Raw genomic sequence first — 24,316 nt, 5'->3', positions numbered from 1 at the left:
ACTATGCATATATTAATTGCACCTGATTCATTCAAAGAAAGTTTATCAGCACTTGAAGTTGCAAAAGCTGTTCAAAAAGGTTTTCGAAAAGCTATGCCAAATGCGACTTTTGATGTCATGCCTGTTGGTGACGGTGGTGAAGGAACTTTGGAAGCCTTGACAGACGGTCTTCATTTAAAACGTGAAAGCCACACGGTTACTGGCGCGTTTGGTCAACCAGTCGAAGCCCATTATGCGACTAATGGTCGGTTGGCCGTTTTTGAAATGGCAGACATTTGTGGTTTGGAAAAAGTGCCAATGGATCAGCGTAGCCCATTAACCCTTACGACAAAAGGTGTTGGTGAAATGATTGGTCACTTGGTTGACCTTGGTGTTGAAGAAATCATGATTGGTGTTGGAGGCAGTTCAACCAATGATGGTGGTCTGGGAATGGCGGCAGGTCTTGGCTATCGTTTCTTTGACAAAACAGGTCATGAAGTCGAAGCGGTTGGCGAACACCTTGGTGATATTACCATGGTTTCTTATGAAAGCTGTCGTTGGGATTTATCTCAAACTAAGGTGACAGTTATCACTGACGTGACAAATCCTCTATGTGGTCCAAATGGGGCAACTTACATCTTTGGGGGACAAAAAGGGCTTGCAAAAGATGACTTTGCAAGCGTTGATAAAGATATGGAAAGATTTTACCAAACTTTCTTCCCAGCTGTTTTGGATTTGGCTGGAGCGGGAGCAGGTGGCGGAATGGCAGCAGGTTTAGCAGCCTTTGCTGGAGGTCAAATCATTTCTGGCATTGATGCTGTTCTTGACATGCTTGATTTTGATCAACGTGTTCAGAAAGCTGACATCGTTGTTGTCGGCGAAGGACGAATGGATAAGCAAAGTCTTTCAGGTAAAGCTCCTGTTGGTCTAGCACAGCGCACACCTCGTGGTAAATTAGTCATTGCTATCTGTGGTAGTCTCAAAGATGATTTACCAAGCTTTCCGATTTCTAACATTCAAGCAGCCTTTCCGATAATTGCTGACGTTGATACTTTGGAAAATACCCTTGATAAAGCTGAGCAAAATCTGGAACGCACCGCCCAAAACATCGGAAATTTACTAAGCTTTACTAGATTTTAATCCTTGTTAAATAATTTTGACCAGAAGCCTTTTTTAGGGGCTTCTTTTGGTTTTTCAGCTGTAGCTGGAAATTGTTCAGATAATAGAGGATTAGCTACATTTTCAGCTTTGGTTGAATGAACGATAATACCGTAAGGTGATTGAGCATTCTTTTCATCAACAATGGTTGCTTGAATGTTTTGTTCTTGAGCGATTTTCATGTAAAACATTTGGTTTGAGACGGAGAGTTTTGGAGAAATTTTAACTAATATTGTGTCGTATTGTTTAGCTAATTGTCCTAAAATATCACTAAAACGATTTTTAACCTCTTCTAAACGGCTATCTTCAAGAGGAATTGATAAAACGACGCGTTCGGCAAAAGTTCCAAAATAAAGACGTTGTTCATCAGGATTTAAGCGTTTTTCGCCTGTTGCAGCTTGTAAAACTTTATTTTCTAAATCGGTCATGGTAGGGCCCTCCATATGTTCTTACAATCATTATAAGTTAAATTTACTAAACTGTCAGTTTTGGGCTGTTTTGTTATTGAAAACTGTGAAAAGCTATGAAACTTGGTAGCGATTTTCAAAATTTCTCGTTTTTATTTGCTTAAGCGCCGATATTATGGTATTATTTTAGTGTAAAAATATTAAAAACTCATAAGGAGAGTAACATAATGTCAATTATTACTGATGTTTACGCTCGCGAAGTCCTTGACTCACGCGGTAACCCAACACTTGAAGTAGAAGTTTACACAGAATCAGGCGCATTTGGTCGTGGTATGGTTCCTTCAGGAGCTTCTACTGGTGAACACGAAGCAGTTGAACTTCGTGACGGAGACAAATCTCGTTACAACGGTCTTGGTACTCAAAAAGCTGTTGACAACGTTAACAACATCATTGCTGAAGCAATCATCGGTTTCGATGTTCGTGATCAACAAGCTATCGACCGTGCTATGATCGCTCTTGACGGTACTCCAAACAAAGGTAAACTCGGTGCAAATGCTATCCTTGGTGTTTCTATTGCCGTAGCTCGTGCAGCAGCTGACTACCTTGAAGTTCCACTTTACAGCTACCTTGGTGGTTTCAACACTAAAGTTCTTCCAACTCCAATGATGAACATCATCAACGGTGGTTCTCACTCAGACGCTCCAATCGCTTTCCAAGAATTCATGATCGTACCTGCTGGTGCACCTACATTCAAAGAAGCTCTTCGTTGGGGTGCTGAAATCTTCCACACACTTAAGAAAATCCTTAAAGAACGTGGTCTTGAAACAGCTGTTGGTGACGAAGGTGGTTTCGCTCCTAAATTTGAAGGAACTGAAGACGCTGTAGAAACAATCATCAAAGCTATCGAAACTGCTGGTTACAAACCAGGTGAAGATGTATTCCTTGGATTTGACTGTGCTTCATCAGAATTCTACGATAACGGAATCTATGACTACACTAAATTCGAAGGTGAAGGTGCTGCTAAACGTACTGCTGCAGAACAAATCGACTACATCGAAGAATTGGTTAACAAATACCCAATCATCACTATTGAAGATGCAATGGACGAAAACGACTGGGACGGATGGAAAGAACTTACTAAACGTCTTGGTAAACGTGTTCAATTGGTCGGTGATGACTTCTTCGTAACAAACACTTCATACCTTGCACGTGGTATCAAAGAAGAAGCTGCTAACTCAATCCTTATCAAAGTTAACCAAATCGGTACTTTGACTGAAACATTCGAAGCTATCGAAATGGCTAAAGAAGCTGGTTACACTGCAGTTGTATCACACCGTTCAGGTGAAACTGAAGATTCAACAATCGCTGACATCGCAGTTGCAACTAACGCTGGTCAAATTAAAACTGGTTCACTTTCACGTACTGACCGTATCGCTAAATACAACCAATTGCTTCGTATCGAAGACCAACTTGGTGAAGTAGCTGAATACCGTGGATTGAAATCATTCTACAACCTTAAAAAATAATCTCTGATTATATTAAGGTAAAAACCTTAGCTTAGGCTAAGGTTTTTTTGTGCTTTTAAAAAGTGTATTGACATATTGTCGATAAGATAGCTTGATTAAGTGAACACAAAAGAGATTATAAAAATGCTTGAAGAAATTTTCTTCAAGCATTTTTTGTAAAATCTTATTTTTCAAATTCAGCTTTGCTCTTAGTATCGGCATACTCTTCGGCAACTTCTTTTGAAAGAATGTCGTCATAGCTTGGTAGTGTAATACTAGAGCCGTATTTGTTCTTCAAAGCAGTGGTTACAAGTCGGTAAGCTAAGTTAGCATTACGTGAAAGAATTGGTCCGTGGAAGTAGCTACCGTAGACGTTTTTGTAATGAACACCTTCTGTACCGTCTTCTTTGTTATTACCATTTCCGTAAACACAAGTACCAAGTGGTTTTTCATCTTCTGAAAGGAAAGTACGTCCTTGGTGATTTTCAAAACCGTAATAAGTTTCGTTAAATTCATCATTGTGAATTTTGATATCACCGATAAAACGATTATTATTTTGACTAAGGGTATAGTGTCCCATAACCCCAAGACCATAGATTTTTTCACCGTTTGCTTGGACGTAGTATTGACCTAGAAGTTGGAAACCACCACAGATTGCAAGCATAACTTTGCCTTTGTTGATGAAATCAGCGATAGATTCTTTTTTGCCTGGTAGGTCTTTAGCGACGATTGATTGTTCGTAATCTTGTCCGCCACCAAAGAAAGCCATATCATAGTAATTGGCATCAAAGCTATCACCAAGTGACACGATATCAAAGGTCATTTTAGCACCAAGCTTTTCACCGACATATTTCATCATAAGGATGTTACCATTGTCACCGTAGGTATTCATTAGATTTCCGTAAAGATGAGCAACGTTTAATTCGTATTGGTAATTTTTAGTGTTAGGAGATTGTAGTGAAGTATAAGTCATTTTAGTTCATCTCCTTTCCAACGGCGTGACGACTTGCTAAGATTTCGCGGAATTGAAGCATAGCTGTGTAAGTCGCTAAGATGTAAGCATGGTCAGTTGGTTGAGCTTCAATCAAAGCCATGATATCTTCTAAGCTTTCAGCTTCTGTAATTTTATCTTCATCATAACCTGTCACACGTAAGCGACGTGCAATTTCAGAGTGGCGCACGCCTCCAGCAAAGGCTTGTGGAATATCCATGTCTAAGATAGATTCAAAGTTAGCATCCCAAATCCAGCTAGTATCAATTCCGTCAGCGTAGTTGGCATTGAGTAGAACTGATAGTGTAAATGGATATGGAGCCAATTTAATCATATCAAGAGCTTGGCTAGCACCAACTGGGTTTTTAATAAGAACCAAAGTACAAGACTTATCACCGATTTTGAAGGTTTCTTGACGTCCAAAGACTGCACGGCTCTTGTCAAAACCAGCTTTGATTTTTTCAGGAGAAACTCCAAAGAACTCAGCTACAGACACGGCTGCAAGGGCGTTATAGATATTGTAAAGACCACCGACGTTAATCTTGTAATCTTGCCCATCAATGACAAATTCAGATGTTGTATTTGTGATTTTTGTCAAGTCTGTCAAAGCATAATCAAGTTTTGGACGGTGGAAACCGCAATTTTCACAAACGTAATCACCAAGGTTAGCGTAAGTGTTAAGCTTGTATTTCAAGATGCTTTGGCATTGTGGGCACAAAATACCTTCAGTGTTGTAGTGAGCTAATTCTGGTGTATGCTTTTCAGTATCAAAACCATAGTATTTGACTGGATTGATGACGTTTGTTGAATTGAAGAGCGGGCTGTCTCCATTAGCTAAGATAGTCGCATTTGGAGCTTTTGCTGCACCATCCAAAATCATTTGATAAGTTGTGTAGATTTCACCATAACGGTCCATTTGGTCACGGAAAATATTTGTGAAGACAAAAAGACTTGGAGTGATATACTCTGTGATTTTTGGAAGGCTAGCCTCATCAATTTCTAGCACAGCGATTTTTTTTCCAGATTTAGCTCTTTTAGCTGTCAAGAAAGTTGATGTGATTCCGGTAATCATGTTGGCACCACTTGGGTTTGTCACGATTTCACCGAAAGCCTCACGCAAAATGCCTACTGTCAAAGCAGTTGTGAGGGTTTTACCATTTGTACCAGTGACAACAACAATCTCATAATCTTTGGCAATCGTATCTAAAATGTCTTTGTCGAATTTGAGGGCGATTTTTCCAGGCAAGGTTGAGCCACGTCCCATTTTTGAAAGAATGGCGTGAGCTGCTTTACCGGCCGTAATTCCCATTAATGTGTTTACTTTCATAGGAATATTGTACCACAAAAAGGAATATTCGAATAAAGAAAATCTGTTTTAAAAGTGGTATAATAGAAAGGTAGTTTTATTTAGTTAGAGAAAAGAGATGTATGTATGAGTAATTTAGCGGCTATTGATGCTAAATTTTGGGCAACTTTAGTTGAAAATCCATGGACTATTGTTGTTCATTTACTAGATATTTTAATCGTAGCATATTTTATTTATCGTTTAATAAAAGCCTTAGCTGGCACGAAGATTATGTCCTTGATTCAAGGTGTTGTCTTCTTTATCATTTTGAAATTTGTCGCTGAGTGGATTGGCTTTACGACCATCACTTATTTGATGAATCAAGTTATCACATACGGTGTTATCGCGTGTGTTGTTATCTTTGCTCCTGAGATTCGTTCTGGTCTTGAAAAATTTGGTCGTTCGACGCAAGTTTTTTCACAAACGCAACAAGTTAGCGACGAAGAAAAACTGGTTGAAGCCTTGGTAAAATCAGTTGCTTACATGAGTCCTCGTAAAATTGGTGCTTTGATTTCTATCGAGCGCACGCAAACATTGCAAGAGTATATTTCTACAGGGATTCCTTTGGATGCTGATATTTCAAGTCAGTTGTTGATTAATATCTTCATCCCAAACACACCTTTGCATGATGGTGCGGTAATCATTAGTGGTAATAAAATCGCGACAGCTTGTTCTTACCTTCCTTTGTCTGAGTCAATGGCCATTTCAAAAGAATTCGGAACACGTCACCGCGCAGCTATTGGACTTTCAGAAAACTCAGATGCTCTTACAATTGTTGTGTCAGAAGAGACTGGTGGTATTTCAATTACTTCAAAAGGTGAGTTTTTGCATGATTTGACCAAAGAGAATTTTGAAGCGATTCTTCGCACCCACTTAATTACAAAAGTTGAGGAAGAAGACCACTGGTATCAAAAATTTTGGAGGAAGAAAAAATGAAAAAGTTTTTCAATAGTCAATTCTGGTTGGTTATTGTGTCCATTATCTTTTCTATTCTCCTATTTTTGACTGCCACAACAAGTAACTATACGCATGTTGGGTCGCAGGTATCTGGCGCAACAGAGACCTTCACCCACACCCTAACAAATGTCCCTATCGATATCAAATACGATAGTGATAAGTATTTTATCAGTGGTTATTCGTATGAAACAGAAGTTTATTTAACATCAATCAACCGTGTTAAATTGGACTCTGAAATCAATAATGACACGAGAAGTTTCAAGGTTGTTGCTGACTTGTCAAACTTGGGTGAAGGGACTCAAACAGTGCCTCTTAAGGTGACTAATTTGCCATCAGGTGTTACAGCGACAGCTTCACCTAATAATATCTCAGTGACTATTGGCAAAAAGAAAACCAAAACATTTGATGTTCAAGGTGTCATTGATGATAATCAAATCGCCAAAGGCTATGAGCTGAAGAAAGTGTCAACAGACATATCTGAAGTTGAAGTCACAAGTGCAGAATCAATCATTGATCAAATCGATCATGTGGTTGCTAAACTGCCTGAAAATGAAGTCTTAAATGGCAATTACAATGGACGAGTAGCTCTACAAGCTGTTGCCTCAGATGGCACAATTCTTGCTAGTGCGATTAACCCATCAAAAGCTCGACTTGAAGTGACAGTTAAGAGATTGACCAAAACCGTTCCTGTGACTGTTAAGATGACTGGGAAAATGAATGATAAGCTATCAAATATCTCTTATAGTCTCAGTCAAGACCAAGTGACGATTGCTGGTAGCCAAGATGCCCTTAACGCTGTTAACGAAGTGGTTGCTAATGTCGATGTCTCAAATGTGACAAAAGATACTAATTTGAGTGTCAACTTAACAGCAGATAATGTGGCAGTAGAGCCTTCTGTAGTGACGGTACAGTTGACAGTGACAAAAAAATAGTTCATAATAGCTAGGACTATATATTAAAGAATACTAGGCAAGCAAATTTCTTGCCCTTAGGAAATGAATATTAGTAATGGAGGAAGCGAATTTTTCGCTAAAAAATAATGGGAAAATATTTTGGAACAGATGGTGTTCGTGGAGAAGCAAATGTTGAGTTGACCCCTGAGTTAGCTTTCAAATTAGGACGCTTTGGTGGCTATGTTCTTAGTCAGCATGAAACAGGACGTCCAAAAGTATTTGTAGCACGCGATACTCGAATTTCAGGTGAAATGCTTGAATCAGCTTTGGTAGCTGGTCTTCTTTCAGTAGGTATTGAAGTATACAAACTTGGTGTTTTAGCAACTCCAGGTGTTTCATATCTTGTTCGTACTGAAAAAGCTAGCGCTGGTGTTATGATTTCTGCTAGTCACAACCCTGCTCAAGATAATGGTATTAAATTCTTCGGTGGTGATGGATTTAAATTGGCTGATGATCAAGAATTGGAAATTGAAGCTCTTCTTGATGCACCAGAAGATACTCTTCCACGCCCTTCAGCAGACGGTTTGGGAACACTTGTTGATTATCCAGAAGGTCTTCGTAAATACGAAAAATTCCTTGTATCAACAGGTATTAGCTTAGAAGGAATGAAAGTTGCTCTTGATACAGCAAATGGTTCAGCATCTGTATCTGCACGTGATATTTTCCTAGATCTTGATGCTGATATTACAGTTATCGGTGAAAATCCAGATGGTCTTAACATTAATGATGGTGTAGGATCAACTCACCCAGAACAATTGCAAGAACTTGTTAAAGAATCAGGTGCTGCAGTTGGTCTTGCTTTTGATGGTGATAGCGACCGTTTGATTGCTGTTGATGAAAATGGTGAAATCGTTGATGGTGACAAAGTTATGTACATCATCGGTAAATATCTTTCTGAACGTGGACAATTGGCTCACAACACAATCGTAACAACTGTTATGTCAAACCTTGGTTTCCACAAAGCACTTGACCGCGAAGGTATCAACAAAGCTATCACAGCTGTTGGTGACCGTTACGTTGTTGAAGAAATGCGTAAATCAGGCTATAACCTTGGTGGTGAACAATCAGGTCACGTGATTATCATGGATTATAACACCACTGGTGATGGTCAATTGACTGGTATCCAATTGGTTAAAGTCATGAAAGAAACTGGTAAACCACTTTCTGAATTGGCTGCCGAAGTTACAATTTACCCACAAAAATTGGTTAACGTTCGTGTTGAAAACAGCATGAAGAGCAAAGCCATGGAAGTTCCAGCTATCGCAGAAATCATCAGCAAAATGGAAGAAGAAATGAACGGAAACGGTCGTATCTTGGTCCGCCCAAGTGGTACAGAACCACTTCTTCGTGTTATGGCAGAAGCTCCAACCGATGAAGAAGTAAGCTACTATGTCGATACTATCGCTGATGTCGTTCGTAAAGAAATTGGAATCGACTAATTAAAATAATGAAAAAGGATTGAGCAGTGGTGCTCTCCTTTTTTGCTTGCTAAGATTTTATTGTATTTAATTCATTGGTTATCTCACTTAAAAATGTTATAATAGCGTCATGCTAACAAAACCAACATCAGCTTATGTACATATTCCTTTTTGTACGCAGATTTGTTATTATTGTGATTTTTCAAAGGTTTTTATCAAGAATCAGCCTGTCGATGAGTATTTGCAGGCTCTTATTCGTGAGTTTGAGTCTTATGATATTAAACAGTTGCGTACTTTATATATTGGTGGTGGAACACCAACCTCAATTACGGCAGAACAACTGGAGTACTTGCTGACGAATTTGACTAAGCACTTGGATTTGAGTGCTTTAGAAGAATTCACTATTGAAGCTAACCCAGGTGATTTAACAGAAGATAAGATTGAAGTGCTCAAGCGTTCAGCCGTTAATCGTGTTTCACTTGGCGTTCAGACTTTTAATGACAAACATTTGAAGCAAATTGGTCGCAGTCACAATGAAGCTCAGATTTATTCAACGATTTCGAATTTGAAAAAAGCTGGTTTTCATAACATTTCCATTGATTTGATTTATGCTCTTCCTGGTCAAACTATGGAAGATGTTAAGGAAAATGTGGCTAAGGCTATTGCCCTTGATATTCCGCACTTAAGCCTTTATAGTTTGATTCTGGAACATCACACGGTTTTCATGAATAAAATGCGTCGCGGTAAATTACAATTACCTAAAGAAGACTTGGAAGCGGAGATGTTTGAATATATTATTTCTGAGCTGGAAGCTAATGGCTTTGAGCACTATGAAATTTCAAACTTCACCAAACCAGGTTTTGAAAGCCGCCATAATTTGATGTACTGGGACAATGCAGAGTATTTTGGTGTGGGAGCAGGGGCTTCTGGCTATTTAAATGGTGTCCGCTATCGTAATCGTGGACCAATTCAGCATTATCTTAAAGCAGTTGCTCAAGGTAATGCCAGATTATCAGAAGAAAAATTGACAAAAGATGAGATGATGGAAGAAGAATTGTTCTTAGGATTACGCAAAAAATCTGGTGTGTCTATTGCTAGATTTGAAGAAAAATTCGGCTTGTCTTTTGAAGAACGTTATGGTCAAATCGTGAGAGAACTTTGTCAGCAAGGCCTATTGGTTCCAGATGATAAGGTGGTACGCATGACCAAAAAAGGACTGTTTTTGGGAGACACAGTCGCAGAGAGATTTATATTGGAGTAAAAAAGATGGGATTAAGTTATCAAGAAAAATATCAAGTACCTTTTTATGAAAGTGATATTAATCAAAATATGAAATTATCACAACTCTTATCGCTTGTTTTGCAAGTTTCTGGCAAACAATCGTTAAGTCTTGGAATGAGTGACGAGTATGTTTTTCAAACTTATAATCTTGTCTGGATTATCACAGAATATGCTATTGAGATCGACCGCTTGCCTAAATATACCGAAAACATTGTAATCGAGACGGTGCCAACAGCTTATAACAAGCTCTTTTGTTACCGTGATTTCAATGTCTATGGCGAAGATGGTGAGAAGATTTTGACCATTCATTCAACCTTTGTTTTGATGGATTATGACACTCGCAAAGTGCATCCTGTTGTTGATGATATTGTCGATGTTTACCAAGTTGAAAAAGTGAAGAAAATTTACCGTGGTCCTCGTTATGAAGGCTTGGAAAATCCAGAAGAAACTCTCTACCACGTGCGTTTCTTTGATCTTGATTTGAATGGTCATGTCAATAACAGCAAATACCTTGAATGGATGTATGATGTTTTAGACGTTAACTTTTTGGAAAAATACATTCCTCACCAAATCAATTTGAAATATGTCAAAGAGGTTCAATATGGCCATGACATTAAGTCACGAGTTGAACGTGATGGATTGACAACCAAGCATGAAATTGTCACTCAAGGTGTGGTACGAGCTCAAGCACGCATTGAATGGAAAGAAAAATAAGCGCTCTGCTATTTTTAAATAATTAAGGAAAGAAGTAAGACTTAATGACCTTTTAACTTACCTGAAAGGTCATTTACTATATATGGAGGAAAGAATGACTTATAAAGGCTATTTGATTGATTTAGACGGAACAATTTATAAAGGAAAAGATCGTATTCCAGCTGGAGAACGCTTTATCCAACGTCTACAAGAACGACAAATTCCTTATGTATTGGTAACAAACAACTCAACACGTACTCCTGAAAAAGTACAAGAAATGTTGGCAACACAATTTAATGTTCACACGCCCCTTAATACGATTTATACGGCAACAATGGCAACGATTGATTACATGAATGATTTGAATCGTGGCAAAACAGTTTACGTGATTGGTGAGACTGGTTTGAAAACAGCGATTGCTGAAGCGGGTTACGTTGAAGACACTCAAAATCCAGCCTATGTCGTTGTTGGACTTGATACTGATTTAACCTATGAAAAATTGGCAGTAGCAACATTAGCTATTCAAAAAGGTGCTGTCTTTATCGGAACAAATCCAGACTTGAATATTCCAACAGAACGTGGTTTGATGCCAGGAGCTGGTGCCATTAACAATCTATTAGAAGTTGCAACACGTGTTAAACCAGTTTATATCGGAAAACCGAATGCCATTATCATGAACAAAGCCTTGGACGTCCTTGGGGTCAAACGTGAAGAAGCTATCATGGTTGGAGATAACTACCTAACAGATATCATGGCAGGAATTCAAAATGATATTGCTACTTTACTTGTGACAACAGGATTTACCAAACCTGAAGAAGTGCCAACACTTCCAGTAAAACCTGACCATGTACTAGCTAGCCTTGACGAATGGAATTTTGATGAAAAATAGAATTTGGACCTTTAGCACTTGGTTATGGCTATTATCTTTTGCAGTGCTAGTAGCTATTTACGGCGCTTGGTTAATCTATCCTTTAGAGGTAGATTGGCTTAAGCTAACCCTCCAAGTGACTATAACAAAAGCTGACCTCTTAAAAAACTTCAATGTCTTGATGACATATCTGACAAATCCATTATCGCACACTCTAGCTATGCCTGATTTCCCCTCATCAGCTAGTGGGCTTAAGCATTTTGGCGACGTGAAGCATCTATTTCATTTAGCACAAGCAGTATTCATCTTACTGGCTTATCCATCTTGGCGTTTTTGGAAAAATAGCAGAGCTGACAAATCCCTTTTTCTACATCAAAAAACATTTGCTTTTGCAGCTATTTTACCGATTGTCATTGCAGTAGCAGGTCTTTTGATTGGTTTTGACCAATTCTTTACTCTCTTTCATGAAGCCTTATTTCCTGGTGATAGCAGTTGGCTCTTTAATCCAGCAACAGATCCAATCATCTGGGTGCTGCCAGAAGAGTACTTCATGCACTGCTTTATCATCTTCTTTGTAGCTTATGAAGCGATGATGCTAAGCTTAGTCGCAATAGCTCGTAAGCAATTAAATCATCGCCTAAAAAATAATGAGAGAAAGGATGAATAATGACACTTGCATGGTACTTTTGGCTACTGTTTGCAGTAGCGTGGATATTTGCCATCACATTTTGGGTAAAATCCTCTAACATTTCGCCAAAATGGCTGCGCATCACCTATGTCATCTGCGGCATCATCGCCTTTCTCCTTCCCTTTTTCTGGGGCTGGTTGGTGAGTTAGGGAAAATCAGTTACTTAATTAAGGGTGTTTATGATGTTAAAAGCTTATCCTGCAATTTTTCATAAAGGAATCAATGGATATTGGGTTGAATTTCCAGAGCTTGCAGGAGGTACTCAAGGTGGGAACTTTGAAGAAGCGATGATGAATGCTCAAGAGTTTTTACAAGCTATTTTGGAAACTCACCAAAAAGAAGGTATCACTTGGCCAAATCTAAGTGATATGGAACAAATATCTTGTACAGATGGTTCAGTTAACCTAGTTAAGGTTGAAGTTCATGAAAATCAACTAAAACTTTAGTGAAAATGCCTTTCAACGTTTTTCAAAAGTTTTCTTTTATGGTAAAATTGAAGGTGAATTTATTTAGAATTAGATAGGTTGGATTGTTTACATGGAAAAAACTTTCTTTATGATTAAACCAGATGGCGTGAAACGCGGTCTTGTTGGTGAAGTATTGCACCGTATTGAACGTCGTGGTTTCAAAATCGAAAAATTGGAAATGCGTATGGCTACTCCAGAATTGCTAGAAAAACACTACGAAGACTTAGTTGACCGTCCATTTTTCCCACTAATCGTGGACTTTATGACAAGTGGTCCAGTGATTGCTGGTGTTATGTCTGGTGAAGAAGTGATTTCTTCTTGGCGTACAATGATGGGGGCAACTAACCCTAAAGAAGCTCTTCCTGGAACAATCCGCGGTGACTTTGCTCAAGCACCAGCAGAAGGAGCAGCAACATTTAACATTGTTCATGGTTCAGATTCACCAGAATCAGTTGAACGTGAAATTGCCCTTTGGTTTGGGGAATAATATTTTGAGGCAGTCTTTTGGACTGCTTTTTTGTTTTCTCACACCAAAACCACCTAGAAATTCTCTAGGTGGTTTTTCCTATATGGGTCATAGGTTTGCTAGGTTAGATTGGCTTAGTCATTCAGATGGTCGATGGCATACTGAGCTTCTTCGGTGGTGAATTTTGCGCCGTGTTCAGAAGTGAGTTGTTCGTAGATTTCATCTGATGACAAGTCTAGTGTTTTCTTATAACTTTTTGCTTTTTCCAAGGCAGCTTTCTTATAGTCTAATTTGGCATGGTCGATAGCGTACTGAGCTTGTTCAGCAGTGAATTTATCGCCATTTTCGTTAGACAATTGGTCGTAGATGCCTTGTTTTGACATGTGCATAATCTTGTAATAGCTCTTTGCTCTCTTAAGCGCAGCTTTTTTGTAATTAGCTTTCAAATGGTCAACGGCATATTGAGCATCTTCGGCAGAATATTTTTCAACATCTGATGTCAATTGGTCGTAAATGCCTAATTTTGACATGTTCATGAGCTTGTAGTACTTTTCAGCCTTGCTTAGAGCTTTTTTCTGGCTACTAGTCGCTGCAGCATAGACGATATGAGGGTGCGAGACAAGTGGTGGACTTGTTATGAAAAAACTAGACAATCCTAATAGTGCCAAAGCACAGGCAATAATCATTGTTCTCTTTTTCATGATGTTCTCCTTATCAACGGTTAAGTGTGTGAGATAGGATAATACAGTTTAAAATGAAGTGTGGAAGTAAGTTATTAGTCTAATTTTCACTTAAATGATAGCGCTTTATTTACAAAATGTAAAGAAATTTGAGGCTCTTTTTAATAAGTGATTTTCCTTGCTTTTATCGCTTGTTACAAACTTTTTATAGCACCCAAGGTGTTTATTTGTTATAATAGAAATAATGAATAATTGTATAGGATTATAGGATAGATGGATATTCAAGAATTAAAAAAACGACAAGAAAAGATTCGCAATTTCTCAATTATTGCGCATATTGACCACGGGAAGTCAACTTTGGCTGACCGTATTTTGGAAAAGACTGAAACAGTTTCTAGTCGTGAAATGCAAGCTCAACTCTTGGATAGCATGGATTTGGAGCGTGAACGTGGTATCACAATCAAATTGAATGCGATTGAGTTGAATTACACAGCTAAAGACGGTGAAACTTACATTTTCCACTTGATTGACACACCGGGGCACGTTGACTTTTCATATGAAGTGTCACGTTCTCTAGCGGCATGTGAAGGGGCTATTTTGGTTGTCGATGCGGCACAAGGTATCGAAGCTCAAACCCTTGCTAACGTGTATTTAGCCCTTGATAATGATTTGGAAATCTTGCCAGTCATTAATAAGATTGACTTGCCAGCTGCTGATCCCGAACGTGTGCGTCAAGAAATCGAAGATGTTATCGGACTTGATGCGTCAGAAGCAGTACTTGCTTCTGCCAAAGCTGGTATCGGGATTGAAGAAATCCTTGAACAAATCGTTGAATACGTGCCAGCACCAGCTGGTGATGTTGAAGCACCACTTCAAGCCCTTATCTTTGACTCAGTTTACGATGCTTATCGTGGAGTTATCCTTCAAGTACGCATCGTCAATGGTATGGTGAAACCTGGAGATACTATCCAGTTGATGTCTAATGGTAAAACATTTGATGTCACTGAAGTTGGTATCTTCACACCAAAAGCAGTTGGACGTGATTTCTTAGCAACAGGTGATGTTGGTTATATCGCGGCGTCAATCAAGACAGTAGCTGATACTCGTGTGGGTGATACTGTTACGCTTGCGGATAATCCAGCAGCAGAACCGCTTCACGGTTATAAACAAATGAACCCAATGGTGTTTGCTGGTCTTTACCCAATCGAATCAAATAAATACAATGACCTTCGTGAAGCACTTGAAAAACTTCAATTGAATGATGCTAGTCTTCAATTTGAACCAGAAACATCTCAAGCCCTTGGTTTTGGTTTCCGTTGTGGTTTCTTGGGACTTCTTCACATGGACGTTATTCAAGAACGTTTGGAACGTGAGTTTAACATTGACTTGATCATGACAGCGCCATCTGTTGTTTACCATGTCAATACGACTGACGGCGAAATGCTAGAAGTGTCAAATCCATCTGAGTTCCCAGACCCAACTAAGGTTGCAAGTATCGAAGAACCATATGTTAAAGCACAAATCATGGTTCCGCAAGAATTTGTTGGAGCGGTTATGGAACTTGCGCAACGCAAACGTGGTGATTTTGTGACAATGGATTACATCGATGAAAATCGTGTTAATGTCATTTACCAAATCCCACTTGCTGAAATCGTTTTTGATTTCTTTGATAAATTGAAATCATCAACCCGTGGTTATGCTAGCTTTGATTACGAAATTTCAGAATACCGTAAATCTAAATTGGTTAAAATGGATATTTTGCTTAATGGTGACAAAGTCGATGCGCTTAGCTTCATCGTTCACAATGAATTTGCCTATGAACGTGGTAAATTAATCGTTGAAAAATTGAAGAAAATCATTCCACGTCAACAATTCGAAGTGCCAATTCAAGCGGCTATCGGTCAAAAAATTGTTGCTCGTTCAGACATTAAAGCCCTTCGTAAAAACGTTTTGGCTAAATGTTATGGTGGTGACGTTTCTCGTAAACGTAAATTGCTTGAAAAACAAAAAGCTGGTAAGAAACGTATGAAAGCAATCGGTTCTGTTGAAGTGCCACAAGAAGCCTTCTTGTCAGTTCTTTCAATGGATGACGAAAGCAGCAAAAAATAAAACATAAACAGCTGAAAGAATTTCTTTCAGTTGTTTTTCTTGTAAATTTTGTACATAAAACATCATAAAAAGAGAATTGTTAGAGAGTTGTGCAAATTTTCAGTATTTTTATGGTACAATAGAATTAAAACTAAACCGTGGGAGAGTTGTATGAAATTATTGACAAATGTGTCACAATTACAAGGAACGTTACGTGTTCCTGGAGATAAATCAATCAGTCACCGTTCTATCATGTTTGGAAGTCTTGCTAAGGGGAAAACGACTGTTCGCGATATTTTACGTGGCGAAGATGTTTTGTCAACCATGCAAGTTTTTCGTGATTTAGGGGTTGATATTCAAGATGATGGAGACCTTGTAACCATTACAGGTGTTGGTTTTGATGGTCTTAAAGCCCCTCAAAATAAACTTGATATGGGAAATTCAGGAACATCAATTCGTTTGATTTCTGGTGTCTTGGCTGGACAAGATTTTACGGTTGAGATGTTTGGAGATGACAGTTTGTCAAAACGTCCAATGGATCGCGTGACAATTCCACTTCGTCAAATGGGTGTAGAAGTTTCTGGTCAGACAGAGCGTGATTTGCCACCACTTACCATGCATGGAAGTAAAAATCTAAGACCTATTCATTACCAACTTCCTGTGGCATCAGCTCAAGTGAAATCTGCTTTGATTTTTGCCGCTTTGCAAGCAGATGGGGAATCAGTCATCATTGAAAAAGAGAAAACTCGCAATCACACCGAAGACATGATTGTTCAATTTGGCGGTGCAATTGATGTGAATGGCAAAGAGATTCGCATCAAAGGTGGTCAAGAATTTACTGGTCAAGATGTGGTCGTTCCAGGTGATATTTCATCAGCAGCCTTTTGGTTAGTTGCAGGGCTTATTGTTCCAAATGCTAAAGTAAAACTTGAAAACGTTGGTATCAATGAAACACGTACAGGTATTCTAGATGTCATTGAAGCAATGGGTGGAAAAATGACCATTTCAGATGTTGATGACATTGCCAAATCAGCAACGATTACCGTTGAAACTTCAGAGCTTTCTGGCACTGAAATCGGTGGTGAAATCATTCCACGTTTGATTGATGAATTACCAATTATTGCTCTTCTTGCTACACAAGCTAATGGCACAACAGTCATTCGTGATGCAGAAGAGTTAAAAGTCAAAGAAACAGACCGCATCCAAGTTGTGGCGGATGCTTTGAATGCAATGGGGGCTGATATTACACCGACTGATGATGGCATGATTATCAAAGGAAAAACACCGCTTCATGGTGCTAAAATCAATACTTTCGGTGACCACCGTATCGGTATGATGACAGCTATTGCTGCGCTTTTGGTATCAGAGGGTGATGTTGAGTTAGAGCGCGCAGAAGCAATCAACACAAGCTACCCAAGCTTCTTTAGTGATTTGGAGGTCTTGTCACGTGGCTAGAATTATTATTGGATTTATGGGATCTGGAAAATCAACCATTTCCTCACTTTTAGATAAAGATTATATCGACATGGATGCTTTGATTACAGAGCGTATTGGCATGTCAATTGCGGACTTTTTTGAAAAAGAAGGCGAAGCAAAATTCCGTGAGATTGAATCACAGGTCTTAGCCGAATTGGCAAATTCTGACCATGTTATCTCAACTGGTGGTGGAGTTGTGATTAATCCGATTAATCGTGAAATTTTAGCAAAAAATGGTGAGACGATTTATCTTAAAGCTGATTTTGAAACGCTTTATGATCGTATTAAAAATGATACAAAGAATGTCCGTCCTTTATTTGTTAATAATAGTAAAGAAGATTTCAAGGCTATCTTTGATGGACGTCAAGAGATGTATGAGGCTGCAGCCAATCGTATTATCGAAGTTGCTGGAAAAACACCGGAAGAAATTATTGAGGAAATTGGATGAAAGTTGGCTATTTAGGACCGAATGGTTCTTTTACGCACAATGTTGCTGTTAAGGCATTCCCAGAAGCTGAACGAGTGCCTTTTGCAAATATCACTGAAGTAATCAAGTCTTACGAAGAAGGAATGGTGGATTATGCCATTATTCCAGTTGAAAATTCGATTGAAGGGTCAGTTCATGAAACCTTGGACTACCTTTTTCATCAAGCAAAAATTGAAGCGGTTGCGGAAATGATTCAACCGATTAAACAACAGCTTTTAGCAACTTCGCAGGATAAGGCGATTGAAAAAATTTTCTCACATCCGCAGGCTATTGCTCAAGGAAAAAAATACATCAAGTCTCACTATCCAAATGCTCAAATTGAAATGACAGCGAGCACTGCCTATGCTGCGCGTTTTATTGCTGAAAACCCTGCTGAGCCTTTTGCAGCAATTGCACCAGTTGCAGCAGCAAAAGAGTATGGCTTGGAGATTATTGCTAAAGATATCCAAGAGATGGATGAGAATTTCACGCGCTTTTGGGTACTGGGGCGCAAGAAGTGTTCATTTGATTTGACTAAGTCTCAACAAAAAATCTCATTAGCTTTAACGCTCCCAGATAATCTTCCAGGGGCACTTTATAAGGCTTTGTCTGTGTTTGCATGGCGCGGAATTAACTTGACTAAAATCGAAAGTCGTCCTTTGAAGACAGCTCTTGGAGAGTACTTTTTCATCGTTGATATTGATAATACCAATGAAGCTCTAGTCACTTTTGCGCTGGAAGAATTGCGCCAGCTTGGTATTGGTTATAAAATGCTCGGAAATTACGACGTTTACAAGTTATGATTTCGTTCTAATGTCATTTTTTAGTATAATAATAGTATAGTCGTTTCGTTAAACTTGTACTGACTTTAGTATAGCTAGATTGAAAGAGTGGTATGAGATATGGCACAAGATAAATTAAGTCGACACGAAGAATTAAGATATGAGTACCTTTTGGGAAATTTAGAATATCTAAATCCGCAACAAAAGGAAGAATTTGGTTATCTCTATCATAAAAAGCAGATGAGTATGCAAGAGATGTCATCTGGATATCCTTCGTCTGCCAATAAAGAGCCAAATTATGAGCGTTATGACGATTATGGCGACTATTATGAGTATTATGATTACTACGATGACGACTATGACGATGATTATGATGCCTATGTGACTTACGATGAATACGACGATTATGATGATTATGATAATCAAGTGACCTCACAAGGTTTGCCAAAATATCCGCAGGCAAAAAAGTCACGGACTTCAAAGCGAAAGAAAAAGGCAAAAAAGCAAACTTCTTATTTAGATTATTACGAAGGAATCGCTCACGAAGAACCTAAGGTGACCAAAGCAAAGAAGCCCAAAAAGAAGAACCATAAAAAACGTTTCAAGCATTTTTTGCAATTTTGTGGTTTCTTAGTTGTTATCGTTATGATTGGCATGGTTTACATGTTTTATCATGGGGTTCACGAAGTTTCTAGTGGCGAGACGAAATATTCTGCTGCAGTAGTAGAACCTTTTAACGGTCAAGATAGTCATGATGGGACTAATATTCTGATTCTTGGTAGTGATAAGCGGATTTCGCAAGGCTCATCTGATGCTAGAACAGATACCATCATGGTGATGAATATTGGCAACAAAGAAGGTAAGGTTAAGTTAGTTAGCTTCATGCGTGATACTTTGGTGAATATCAATGGTGTCAGCTATAATGATTATGCTAATGATCAAAAGCTAAATGTGGCCTTTAACATTGGCGAACAAGATGATCGTCAAGGTGCTGAGCTCATGCGTAAAACCTTGAAGGATAACTTTGATATTAACGTTAAGTATTATGTCATGGTTGATTTTGAAACATTCGCAGAAGCTATCAATACGCTCTTTCCAAAGGGCGTTGAGATAGATGCCAAGTTTGGTACGGTTGATGGTCAAGAAGTGTCATCAGTAGAAGTGCCAGATGACCTTAACATGCAAGCAGATGGCAGCGTTCCTAATCAAACCATTGAAGTTGGTCAACAACGTATGGATGGACGGACTTTGCTAAATTATGCGCGTTTTCGTAAGGATGATGACGGTGATTATGGTCGTACACAGCGCCAGCAACAAGTCATCTCAGCAATCGTCAATCAAATCAAAGATCCTTCAAAACTTTTTACAGGCTCAGCAGCAATTGGTAAAATTTATGCCCTTACCTCAACCAACATCTCTTATCCGTTTCTTGTCAAAGAAGGTTTAGGTGTGGTGACAAGTGGTCAAAAAGGAATTGAGCAAAAGACAGTTCCTGCAGAAGGCGACTGGACAGATGATTATGATATGTATGGCGGTCTAGGAATTGCCATTGATTTCAATAAATACCAAAAAGAGTTGAAGGACCTTGGGCTACGTTAATAATATGATATAATAGAGAGGCAGTTAAGCTTCTCTATTTTTTTATAGGGAAGAAACCGAGAATAAGATATTACTGATGGCTTATATAAGTCAGGCATGAAAGGAAAATATGTTAGAAAAAAATAGCATTGTAGAGGTTGAAATCACAGATTTATCACACGAAGGAGCAGGGGTTGCCAAAGTTGATGGCTTCGTCTTTTTTGTTGAAAATGCTCTTCCAGGTGAAAAAATCAAGATGCGCATCTTGAAAGTGAAGAAAAATATTGGTTTTGGTAAGGTTGAAGAATACCTCACCATTTCTGAACACCGTAACCAAGATTTGAATGTGGATTACTTGCGTACAGGAATTGCGGATTTTGGACATTTGGCTTACGCTGAACAATTGAAATTTAAACGCAAACAAGTTGCTGATAATTTGTATAAAACAGCTGGCATTTCAGATGTTGAAGTGTTAGAAACACTTGGTATGGAGCATCCTTACGCTTACCGTAACAAAGCGCAAGTGCCAGTTCGCCGTGTTAATGGACAACTGGAAACTGGTTTCTTCCGCAAACATTCACACGATTTGATGCCAATTTCTGATTTTTACATTCAAAATAAAGAAATTGACCGTTTAATCAATTTCACACGTGATTTGCTTCGTCGTTTTGACCTTAAACCATACGATGAAAAAGAACAAACTGGTTTAATTCGTAACTTGGTGGTTCGTCGTGGACATTATTCTGGTGAGGTGATGCTTGTCTTTGTCACAACACGTCCGAAAATTTTCCGTATCGAGCAAATCATCGAAAAAATTGTTGCAGAATTTCCAGCGGTGAAATCAGTTGTTCAAAACATTAACGATAAAAATACCAATGCTATTTTTGGTAATGACTTTAGAACACTTTATGGAAAAGATACGATTGTTGATAGCATGCTTGGCAATCAATACGAAATCTCAGCGCGTTCATTCTACCAAGTGAACACTGAAATGGCTGAAAAACTTTATCAAACAGCTATTGATTTTTCTGATTTGACGGCTGATGACATCGTGATTGATGCTTATTCTGGTATTGGAACTATCGGGCTTTCATTTGCCAAAAATGTTAAAGCAGTTTATGGTGTTGAAGTGATTGAAGAAGCGGTTGAAGATGCTAAACGCAATGCCGCACTTAATGGCATTACTAATGCGCATTATGTTGCTGATTCTGCAGAGCATGCCATGGCGACATGGAGCAAAAATGGCATCAAACCAAGCGTCATTTTGGTTGACCCACCACGTAAAGGCTTGACAGAAAACTTTATCAAAGCAAGCGTAGCCATGCAACCAGAAAAAGTCACTTACATCTCATGTAACCCAGCAACTATGGCGCGTGATATCAAACTTTACCAAGAACTTGGCTACAAACTCCAAAAAGTACAACCAGTAGATTTGTTCCCGAATACGCACCATGTTGAGGCAGTATCACTGCTTGTACGAGCTGCTGAAACAGCGAAGTAGAAGCAGATGTTCTGCCCATGCGATAGCTGTCGTAGAATGAGGAGTTAGCGACGAAATGAAACGGTAACGGCGAACCGCTGAATGTGTAAGTTTACTAGTTAAAAACGCAGAATAAGAATTTAGCTTGCATTTGATTTTTAAGGTAAGCTGTTTATGAAGATTTTTAAGATTTATGAAGGGGGATTTTATGGGACTACTTGATTTTTTCAAGAAAAAGAAGAGGTTGACTTCTAGAGATGTTTTAGATGATGAAAGTTACATTAAAGAGATTCGTCATTGCAGTCAAGAAGCTTGGCATCAGTATGACGTTTTGTTAGCTGCTCGTGGTTATGGTTGGAAAGGCATGGTTGATTGGGCTAGTTATATGAGCAAGGCTGATTTAATGAATATTTCTACCATTACTTACAGTTCACTACCTGGTTCTAAAGAGATTGAATGTATCGAAAGTTTTCGTCAGAATGAAAATGATTTTTTTAAAATGCAAGAGTTGAAAGATGAACAATCAAGTTTGGCAGTCGGTGGAGAAAGTAAAACCTTAAAAGTACCAATAAAAATCGTTTGGTTTAATCAAGCAAGGACATTAAGATTTTTTACGTTGTTTCTTGATGATGAAAAACTTATGGAGCGCTACATTGAAACAATGATTCGTAGAACATTTTTAACTGCGGACGCTATGAAATTAGCCAAAAGTGGCAGAATTGATTAGGAAGTTTTAAAAATACAATGAAACTCAAAGAAATAATTGATGATACTGAGAAACAAGATATAACACGTTTTATTTTAGAAGCTTTGCCTGAATGGTTTGGAATTTCTGAAGCGCGTGAGAACTACATCAAAGAAAGTGCAAAGTGCCCATTTATAGCTGCTTATGATAAAAATCACCCAGTTGGTTTTGTTTATTTGAAAGAAACTGGAAGAGATACAGTTGAGCTATTTGTAATGGGAGTTTTGAAAAAATATCACCGACAGGGTGTTGGAAAAACTCTTGTTTTGAAAGCTAAAGAGATTGCTACCGAAAAAGGTTACACTTTTCTTCAAGTCAAAACGGTTCAAATGGGAAAATACGATAGTTATGATAGCACAAATCGTTTCTATCTTTCACTTGGTTTTAAGGAATTTGAGGTATTTCCAACATTGTGGGATGAGAAAAATCCTTGTCAAATCTATCTTATGTCTTTAAAATAACTTTTTAAGTTTTGCATATTCACTTTACTAATAAAAACATTATCCCCATCAAATAAAACCAAAAGTATGATAATATGATAACAGGTACTTGATTAGTTGTGCTGTGTTATTATTTTACCAGGACTTTTGGTCTTTTTTGTTAGCATTTTGGGTAGGAGATTGTGATGAAAGTTGTTGAAGTTGGTCAAAAGAATCAAGAAGTTATCATGCTGCTACACGGTGGTGGCTTGTCATGGTGGCAGTATCACTGCTTGTACGAGCTACTGAAACAGCGAAGTAGAGTTATTTTTAGCTATTATTAAGCAGGATTGTATTGAATAAATACTTTTATGTATAAAATATTTTAGTGAAGGCATTGTAGTTATACCTTCGCTTTTTTATTTTTCAAATAGCAATTAACCCATAACAATAATAATGATTTCCTCAAAGGCTAGAAGTAATGTAGTTAATAACCTATTGTTTTTCATGTAAATTTTCTCGCTTTCAATTTTTTATATTTTATGATAAAATACTGAAAATTAAGAATATTCCTGTGTATGCATATCAGAGGTACAATATGAAAAAATTTGTTAGATATTTGATATGATGATTCGTTGTATGGAGAAATTCGTTCTTTTAGAACGAAGAATTCTAAATGTTTATCTTGTGGCTTAGTAAAAATTTGCGAAGGCGGCTGCTATGTTAACTTGATTAAGGAGAAGAGTCCAGAATATTTTAGAGACTCAGTTTGCAAATTATGAGTAAAAGGATTTTTAATTTATATGTGATGAATATATTTCTGTCTGGATTACCGTACTACTTTGTAACAATGTTACTTTTAAAGCATCTAGGTTTCTCTTTCACAGAAATAGCTAGTTTATCTGTTATTACCGAGTTATGTGGTTCAGTTTTTGATATTCCATTAAGCGTTATTTCAAGTAAGTTTGGTTACAAGAAAATTTTGGTTATATCAAATTTTCTATTAATTCTAGCACTATCTTGTTTACTCTTTGGAAAATCAAATATAATATATATTTCAGCAATATCTTTTGGATTGTCGGAATCATTATTTTCAGGTGTTCTTAATGCCTATAATTTTGAAATAATTGATGATGAAGTAGTGTATAAATCATTTTTGAAATATCTCAATACAATAAAATATGTTTTTATAGCTATTGTTACAATTATATCTCCATATTTATTGAATAGGAATATTAGTTATCCGATTATTATTTCCATTGTATTTGTGTTTTTAAGTCAATTAAGTTTAATAGGATTACCTGAAATCAGAAATACACTGAATAATGATCAAAAAATATTCAGCATTGATAATGTTAAAGATATTCCATGGAACTTAATATTGTTAGGAGTAGCATTCTCGACTCTAATTATGATTAGCAATTCT

The 24,316-nt window shown here is 37.9% G+C and carries 26 protein-coding genes; 22 read left to right on the top strand and 4 right to left on the bottom strand.

What is annotated here, in order from left to right:
• Window positions 1-3: 3 nt before the first annotated feature.
• Window positions 4-1,119 (top strand): glycerate kinase, encoded by a 1,116-nt coding sequence (locus SFC32_RS08345; RefSeq protein ID WP_166043004.1) that lies wholly within the window; start codon window positions 4-6, stop codon window positions 1,117-1,119.
• Here SFC32_RS08345 and SFC32_RS08340 read toward each other — a convergent pair.
• Entirely contained in the window at window positions 1,116-1,565 is a 450-nt protein-coding gene (locus SFC32_RS08340) for a YueI family protein (RefSeq protein WP_074564035.1), read from the bottom strand. The genes SFC32_RS08345 and SFC32_RS08340 overlap by 4 nt on opposite strands.
• A gap of 206 nt (window positions 1,566-1,771) precedes the next feature.
• On the opposite strand from SFC32_RS08340, the gene eno reads away from it, so the two are divergent.
• Window positions 1,772-3,070, top strand: a complete 1,299-nt coding sequence (eno, locus tag SFC32_RS08335; RefSeq protein ID WP_004232506.1) for a surface-displayed alpha-enolase — start codon at window positions 1,772-1,774, stop codon at window positions 3,068-3,070.
• 163 nt (window positions 3,071-3,233) lie between these two features.
• Here eno and gatD read toward each other — a convergent pair whose 3' ends face one another.
• The gene (gene gatD, locus SFC32_RS08330; RefSeq protein ID WP_411049789.1) at window positions 3,234-4,022 is read right to left on the bottom strand and encodes a lipid II isoglutaminyl synthase subunit GatD; all 789 of its coding nucleotides are present in this window, start codon (window positions 4,020-4,022) and stop codon (window positions 3,234-3,236) included.
• Between the two features lies 1 nt (window position 4,023).
• Window positions 4,024-5,367: a lipid II isoglutaminyl synthase subunit MurT gene (murT, locus tag SFC32_RS08325; RefSeq protein WP_411049790.1), complete on the bottom strand. Its 1,344-nt coding sequence runs from the start codon at window positions 5,365-5,367 to the stop codon at window positions 4,024-4,026.
• A 105-nt stretch (window positions 5,368-5,472) separates the two neighbouring features.
• Here murT and cdaA point away from each other — a divergent pair, with 105 nt between their 5' ends.
• The 10 genes from cdaA (at window position 5,473) to ndk (ending at window position 13,197) form a co-directional block, all read left to right on the top strand.
• Window positions 5,473-6,321: a diadenylate cyclase CdaA gene (gene cdaA, locus SFC32_RS08320; RefSeq protein WP_039696623.1), complete on the top strand. Its 849-nt coding sequence runs from the start codon at window positions 5,473-5,475 to the stop codon at window positions 6,319-6,321.
• Window positions 6,318-7,274 (top strand): YbbR-like domain-containing protein, encoded by a 957-nt coding sequence (locus SFC32_RS08315; RefSeq protein WP_074965186.1) that lies wholly within the window; start codon window positions 6,318-6,320, stop codon window positions 7,272-7,274. Before cdaA ends, SFC32_RS08315 begins: the two co-directional genes overlap by 4 nt.
• Window positions 7,275-7,381: 107 nt before the next feature.
• Window positions 7,382-8,734, top strand: a complete 1,353-nt coding sequence (glmM, locus tag SFC32_RS08310; RefSeq protein ID WP_039696625.1) for a phosphoglucosamine mutase — start codon at window positions 7,382-7,384, stop codon at window positions 8,732-8,734.
• A 109-nt stretch (window positions 8,735-8,843) separates the two neighbouring features.
• Window positions 8,844-9,974 (top strand): radical SAM family heme chaperone HemW, encoded by a 1,131-nt coding sequence (hemW, locus tag SFC32_RS08305; RefSeq protein ID WP_411049791.1) that lies wholly within the window; start codon window positions 8,844-8,846, stop codon window positions 9,972-9,974.
• Between the two features lie 5 nt (window positions 9,975-9,979).
• Window positions 9,980-10,708 (top strand): acyl-ACP thioesterase domain-containing protein, encoded by a 729-nt coding sequence (locus SFC32_RS08300; RefSeq protein WP_006532632.1) that lies wholly within the window; start codon window positions 9,980-9,982, stop codon window positions 10,706-10,708.
• A 94-nt stretch (window positions 10,709-10,802) separates the two neighbouring features.
• A complete protein-coding gene (locus tag SFC32_RS08295) occupies window positions 10,803-11,576 on the top strand; it encodes a TIGR01457 family HAD-type hydrolase (RefSeq protein WP_411049792.1) in 774 nt (257 codons plus the stop codon).
• Window positions 11,566-12,222: a TIGR01906 family membrane protein gene (locus SFC32_RS08290; RefSeq protein WP_411049793.1), complete on the top strand. Its 657-nt coding sequence runs from the start codon at window positions 11,566-11,568 to the stop codon at window positions 12,220-12,222. Before SFC32_RS08295 ends, SFC32_RS08290 begins: the two co-directional genes overlap by 11 nt.
• Window positions 12,222-12,392, top strand: coding sequence for an NADH-quinone oxidoreductase subunit L (locus tag SFC32_RS08285; protein ID WP_411049794.1), 171 nt, complete (start codon window positions 12,222-12,224; stop codon window positions 12,390-12,392). Before SFC32_RS08290 ends, SFC32_RS08285 begins: the two co-directional genes overlap by 1 nt.
• Before the next feature lie 30 nt (window positions 12,393-12,422).
• Window positions 12,423-12,689 carry a type II toxin-antitoxin system HicB family antitoxin gene (locus SFC32_RS08280; protein WP_411049795.1) on the top strand — a complete coding sequence of 89 codons (267 nt, stop codon included), beginning with the start codon at window positions 12,423-12,425 and terminating at the stop codon, window positions 12,687-12,689.
• 91 nt (window positions 12,690-12,780) lie between these two features.
• Complete coding sequence (gene ndk, locus SFC32_RS08275) at window positions 12,781-13,197, top strand: nucleoside-diphosphate kinase (RefSeq protein ID WP_039696631.1); 417 nt, start codon at window positions 12,781-12,783, stop codon at window positions 13,195-13,197.
• Between the two features lie 113 nt (window positions 13,198-13,310).
• Here the strand turns inward: ndk and SFC32_RS08270 are convergent, their stop codons facing one another.
• Window positions 13,311-13,877 (bottom strand): Ltp family lipoprotein, encoded by a 567-nt coding sequence (locus SFC32_RS08270; protein WP_074481531.1) that lies wholly within the window; start codon window positions 13,875-13,877, stop codon window positions 13,311-13,313.
• Window positions 13,878-14,129: 252 nt separating this feature from the next.
• Here SFC32_RS08270 and lepA point away from each other — a divergent pair, with 252 nt between their 5' ends.
• The 10 genes from lepA to SFC32_RS08220 form a co-directional block, all read left to right on the top strand.
• Window positions 14,130-15,965 (top strand): translation elongation factor 4, encoded by a 1,836-nt coding sequence (lepA, locus tag SFC32_RS08265; RefSeq protein ID WP_411050227.1) that lies wholly within the window; start codon window positions 14,130-14,132, stop codon window positions 15,963-15,965.
• A 150-nt stretch (window positions 15,966-16,115) separates the two neighbouring features.
• Window positions 16,116-17,399 carry a 3-phosphoshikimate 1-carboxyvinyltransferase gene (gene aroA / locus SFC32_RS08260; protein WP_411050182.1) on the top strand — a complete coding sequence of 428 codons (1,284 nt, stop codon included), beginning with the start codon at window positions 16,116-16,118 and terminating at the stop codon, window positions 17,397-17,399.
• Window positions 17,392-17,868: a shikimate kinase gene (locus SFC32_RS08255; RefSeq protein ID WP_411050181.1), complete on the top strand. Its 477-nt coding sequence runs from the start codon at window positions 17,392-17,394 to the stop codon at window positions 17,866-17,868. Before aroA ends, SFC32_RS08255 begins: the two co-directional genes overlap by 8 nt.
• Window positions 17,865-18,689 carry a prephenate dehydratase gene (pheA, locus tag SFC32_RS08250; RefSeq protein ID WP_411050180.1) on the top strand — a complete coding sequence of 275 codons (825 nt, stop codon included), beginning with the start codon at window positions 17,865-17,867 and terminating at the stop codon, window positions 18,687-18,689. Before SFC32_RS08255 ends, pheA begins: the two co-directional genes overlap by 4 nt.
• Before the next feature lie 99 nt (window positions 18,690-18,788).
• Window positions 18,789-20,267 carry an LCP family protein gene (locus tag SFC32_RS08245; RefSeq protein WP_411050179.1) on the top strand — a complete coding sequence of 493 codons (1,479 nt, stop codon included), beginning with the start codon at window positions 18,789-18,791 and terminating at the stop codon, window positions 20,265-20,267.
• A gap of 109 nt (window positions 20,268-20,376) precedes the next feature.
• Window positions 20,377-21,747, top strand: coding sequence for a 23S rRNA (uracil(1939)-C(5))-methyltransferase RlmD (gene rlmD, locus SFC32_RS08240; protein ID WP_411050178.1), 1,371 nt, complete (start codon window positions 20,377-20,379; stop codon window positions 21,745-21,747).
• A 187-nt stretch (window positions 21,748-21,934) separates the two neighbouring features.
• Window positions 21,935-22,453, top strand: coding sequence for a hypothetical protein (locus SFC32_RS08235; RefSeq protein WP_411050177.1), 519 nt, complete (start codon window positions 21,935-21,937; stop codon window positions 22,451-22,453).
• Window positions 22,454-22,470: 17 nt separating this feature from the next.
• Window positions 22,471-22,932, top strand: a complete 462-nt coding sequence (locus SFC32_RS08230) for a GNAT family N-acetyltransferase (RefSeq protein WP_411050176.1) — start codon at window positions 22,471-22,473, stop codon at window positions 22,930-22,932.
• A 164-nt stretch (window positions 22,933-23,096) separates the two neighbouring features.
• Window positions 23,097-23,234 carry a hypothetical protein gene (locus SFC32_RS08225; protein WP_234791858.1) on the top strand — a complete coding sequence of 46 codons (138 nt, stop codon included), beginning with the start codon at window positions 23,097-23,099 and terminating at the stop codon, window positions 23,232-23,234.
• A 434-nt stretch (window positions 23,235-23,668) separates the two neighbouring features.
• On the top strand, window positions 23,669-24,316 hold a 648-nt coding region (locus tag SFC32_RS08220; protein WP_411216653.1), incomplete at its 3' end, for an MFS transporter.

The organism is Streptococcus sp. TATVAM-FAB8, from assembly GCF_046592795.1.
Taxonomy (GTDB): domain Bacteria; phylum Bacillota; class Bacilli; order Lactobacillales; family Streptococcaceae; genus Streptococcus; species Streptococcus ruminicola.
Note: the sequence above shows the minus strand (reverse complement) of the source record. Positions and strands in the feature narration are given on the sequence as shown.

What these genes read in the sequence shown, in the direction of transcription:
- SFC32_RS08280 (WP_411049795.1), top strand. Translation starts at nt 12,423, where the DNA reads ATGATGTTAAAAGCTTATCCTGCAATTTTTCATAAAGGAATCAATGGA.
- SFC32_RS08300 (WP_006532632.1), top strand. Translation starts at nt 9,980, where the DNA reads ATGGGATTAAGTTATCAAGAAAAATATCAAGTACCTTTTTATGAAAGT.
- SFC32_RS08270 (WP_074481531.1), bottom strand. Translation starts at nt 13,877, where the DNA reads ATGAAAAAGAGAACAATGATTATTGCCTGTGCTTTGGCACTATTAGGA.
- gatD (WP_411049789.1), bottom strand. Translation starts at nt 4,022, where the DNA reads ATGACTTATACTTCACTACAATCTCCTAACACTAAAAATTACCAATAC.
- eno (WP_004232506.1), top strand. Translation starts at nt 1,772, where the DNA reads ATGTCAATTATTACTGATGTTTACGCTCGCGAAGTCCTTGACTCACGC.
- SFC32_RS08290 (WP_411049793.1), top strand. Translation starts at nt 11,566, where the DNA reads ATGAAAAATAGAATTTGGACCTTTAGCACTTGGTTATGGCTATTATCT.
- SFC32_RS08230 (WP_411050176.1), top strand. Translation starts at nt 22,471, where the DNA reads ATGAAACTCAAAGAAATAATTGATGATACTGAGAAACAAGATATAACA.
- SFC32_RS08235 (WP_411050177.1), top strand. Translation starts at nt 21,935, where the DNA reads ATGGGACTACTTGATTTTTTCAAGAAAAAGAAGAGGTTGACTTCTAGA.
- cdaA (WP_039696623.1), top strand. Translation starts at nt 5,473, where the DNA reads ATGAGTAATTTAGCGGCTATTGATGCTAAATTTTGGGCAACTTTAGTT.
- aroA (WP_411050182.1), top strand. Translation starts at nt 16,116, where the DNA reads ATGAAATTATTGACAAATGTGTCACAATTACAAGGAACGTTACGTGTT.
- murT (WP_411049790.1), bottom strand. Translation starts at nt 5,367, where the DNA reads ATGAAAGTAAACACATTAATGGGAATTACGGCCGGTAAAGCAGCTCAC.
- glmM (WP_039696625.1), top strand. Translation starts at nt 7,382, where the DNA reads ATGGGAAAATATTTTGGAACAGATGGTGTTCGTGGAGAAGCAAATGTT.
- SFC32_RS08315 (WP_074965186.1), top strand. Translation starts at nt 6,318, where the DNA reads ATGAAAAAGTTTTTCAATAGTCAATTCTGGTTGGTTATTGTGTCCATT.
- SFC32_RS08295 (WP_411049792.1), top strand. Translation starts at nt 10,803, where the DNA reads ATGACTTATAAAGGCTATTTGATTGATTTAGACGGAACAATTTATAAA.
- SFC32_RS08340 (WP_074564035.1), bottom strand. Translation starts at nt 1,565, where the DNA reads ATGACCGATTTAGAAAATAAAGTTTTACAAGCTGCAACAGGCGAAAAA.
- SFC32_RS08225 (WP_234791858.1), top strand. Translation starts at nt 23,097, where the DNA reads ATGAAAGTTGTTGAAGTTGGTCAAAAGAATCAAGAAGTTATCATGCTG.
- ndk (WP_039696631.1), top strand. Translation starts at nt 12,781, where the DNA reads ATGGAAAAAACTTTCTTTATGATTAAACCAGATGGCGTGAAACGCGGT.
- SFC32_RS08345 (WP_166043004.1), top strand. Translation starts at nt 4, where the DNA reads ATGCATATATTAATTGCACCTGATTCATTCAAAGAAAGTTTATCAGCA.
- rlmD (WP_411050178.1), top strand. Translation starts at nt 20,377, where the DNA reads ATGTTAGAAAAAAATAGCATTGTAGAGGTTGAAATCACAGATTTATCA.
- SFC32_RS08285 (WP_411049794.1), top strand. Translation starts at nt 12,222, where the DNA reads ATGACACTTGCATGGTACTTTTGGCTACTGTTTGCAGTAGCGTGGATA.
- hemW (WP_411049791.1), top strand. Translation starts at nt 8,844, where the DNA reads ATGCTAACAAAACCAACATCAGCTTATGTACATATTCCTTTTTGTACG.
- lepA (WP_411050227.1), top strand. Translation starts at nt 14,130, where the DNA reads ATGGATATTCAAGAATTAAAAAAACGACAAGAAAAGATTCGCAATTTC.
- pheA (WP_411050180.1), top strand. Translation starts at nt 17,865, where the DNA reads ATGAAAGTTGGCTATTTAGGACCGAATGGTTCTTTTACGCACAATGTT.
- SFC32_RS08245 (WP_411050179.1), top strand. Translation starts at nt 18,789, where the DNA reads ATGGCACAAGATAAATTAAGTCGACACGAAGAATTAAGATATGAGTAC.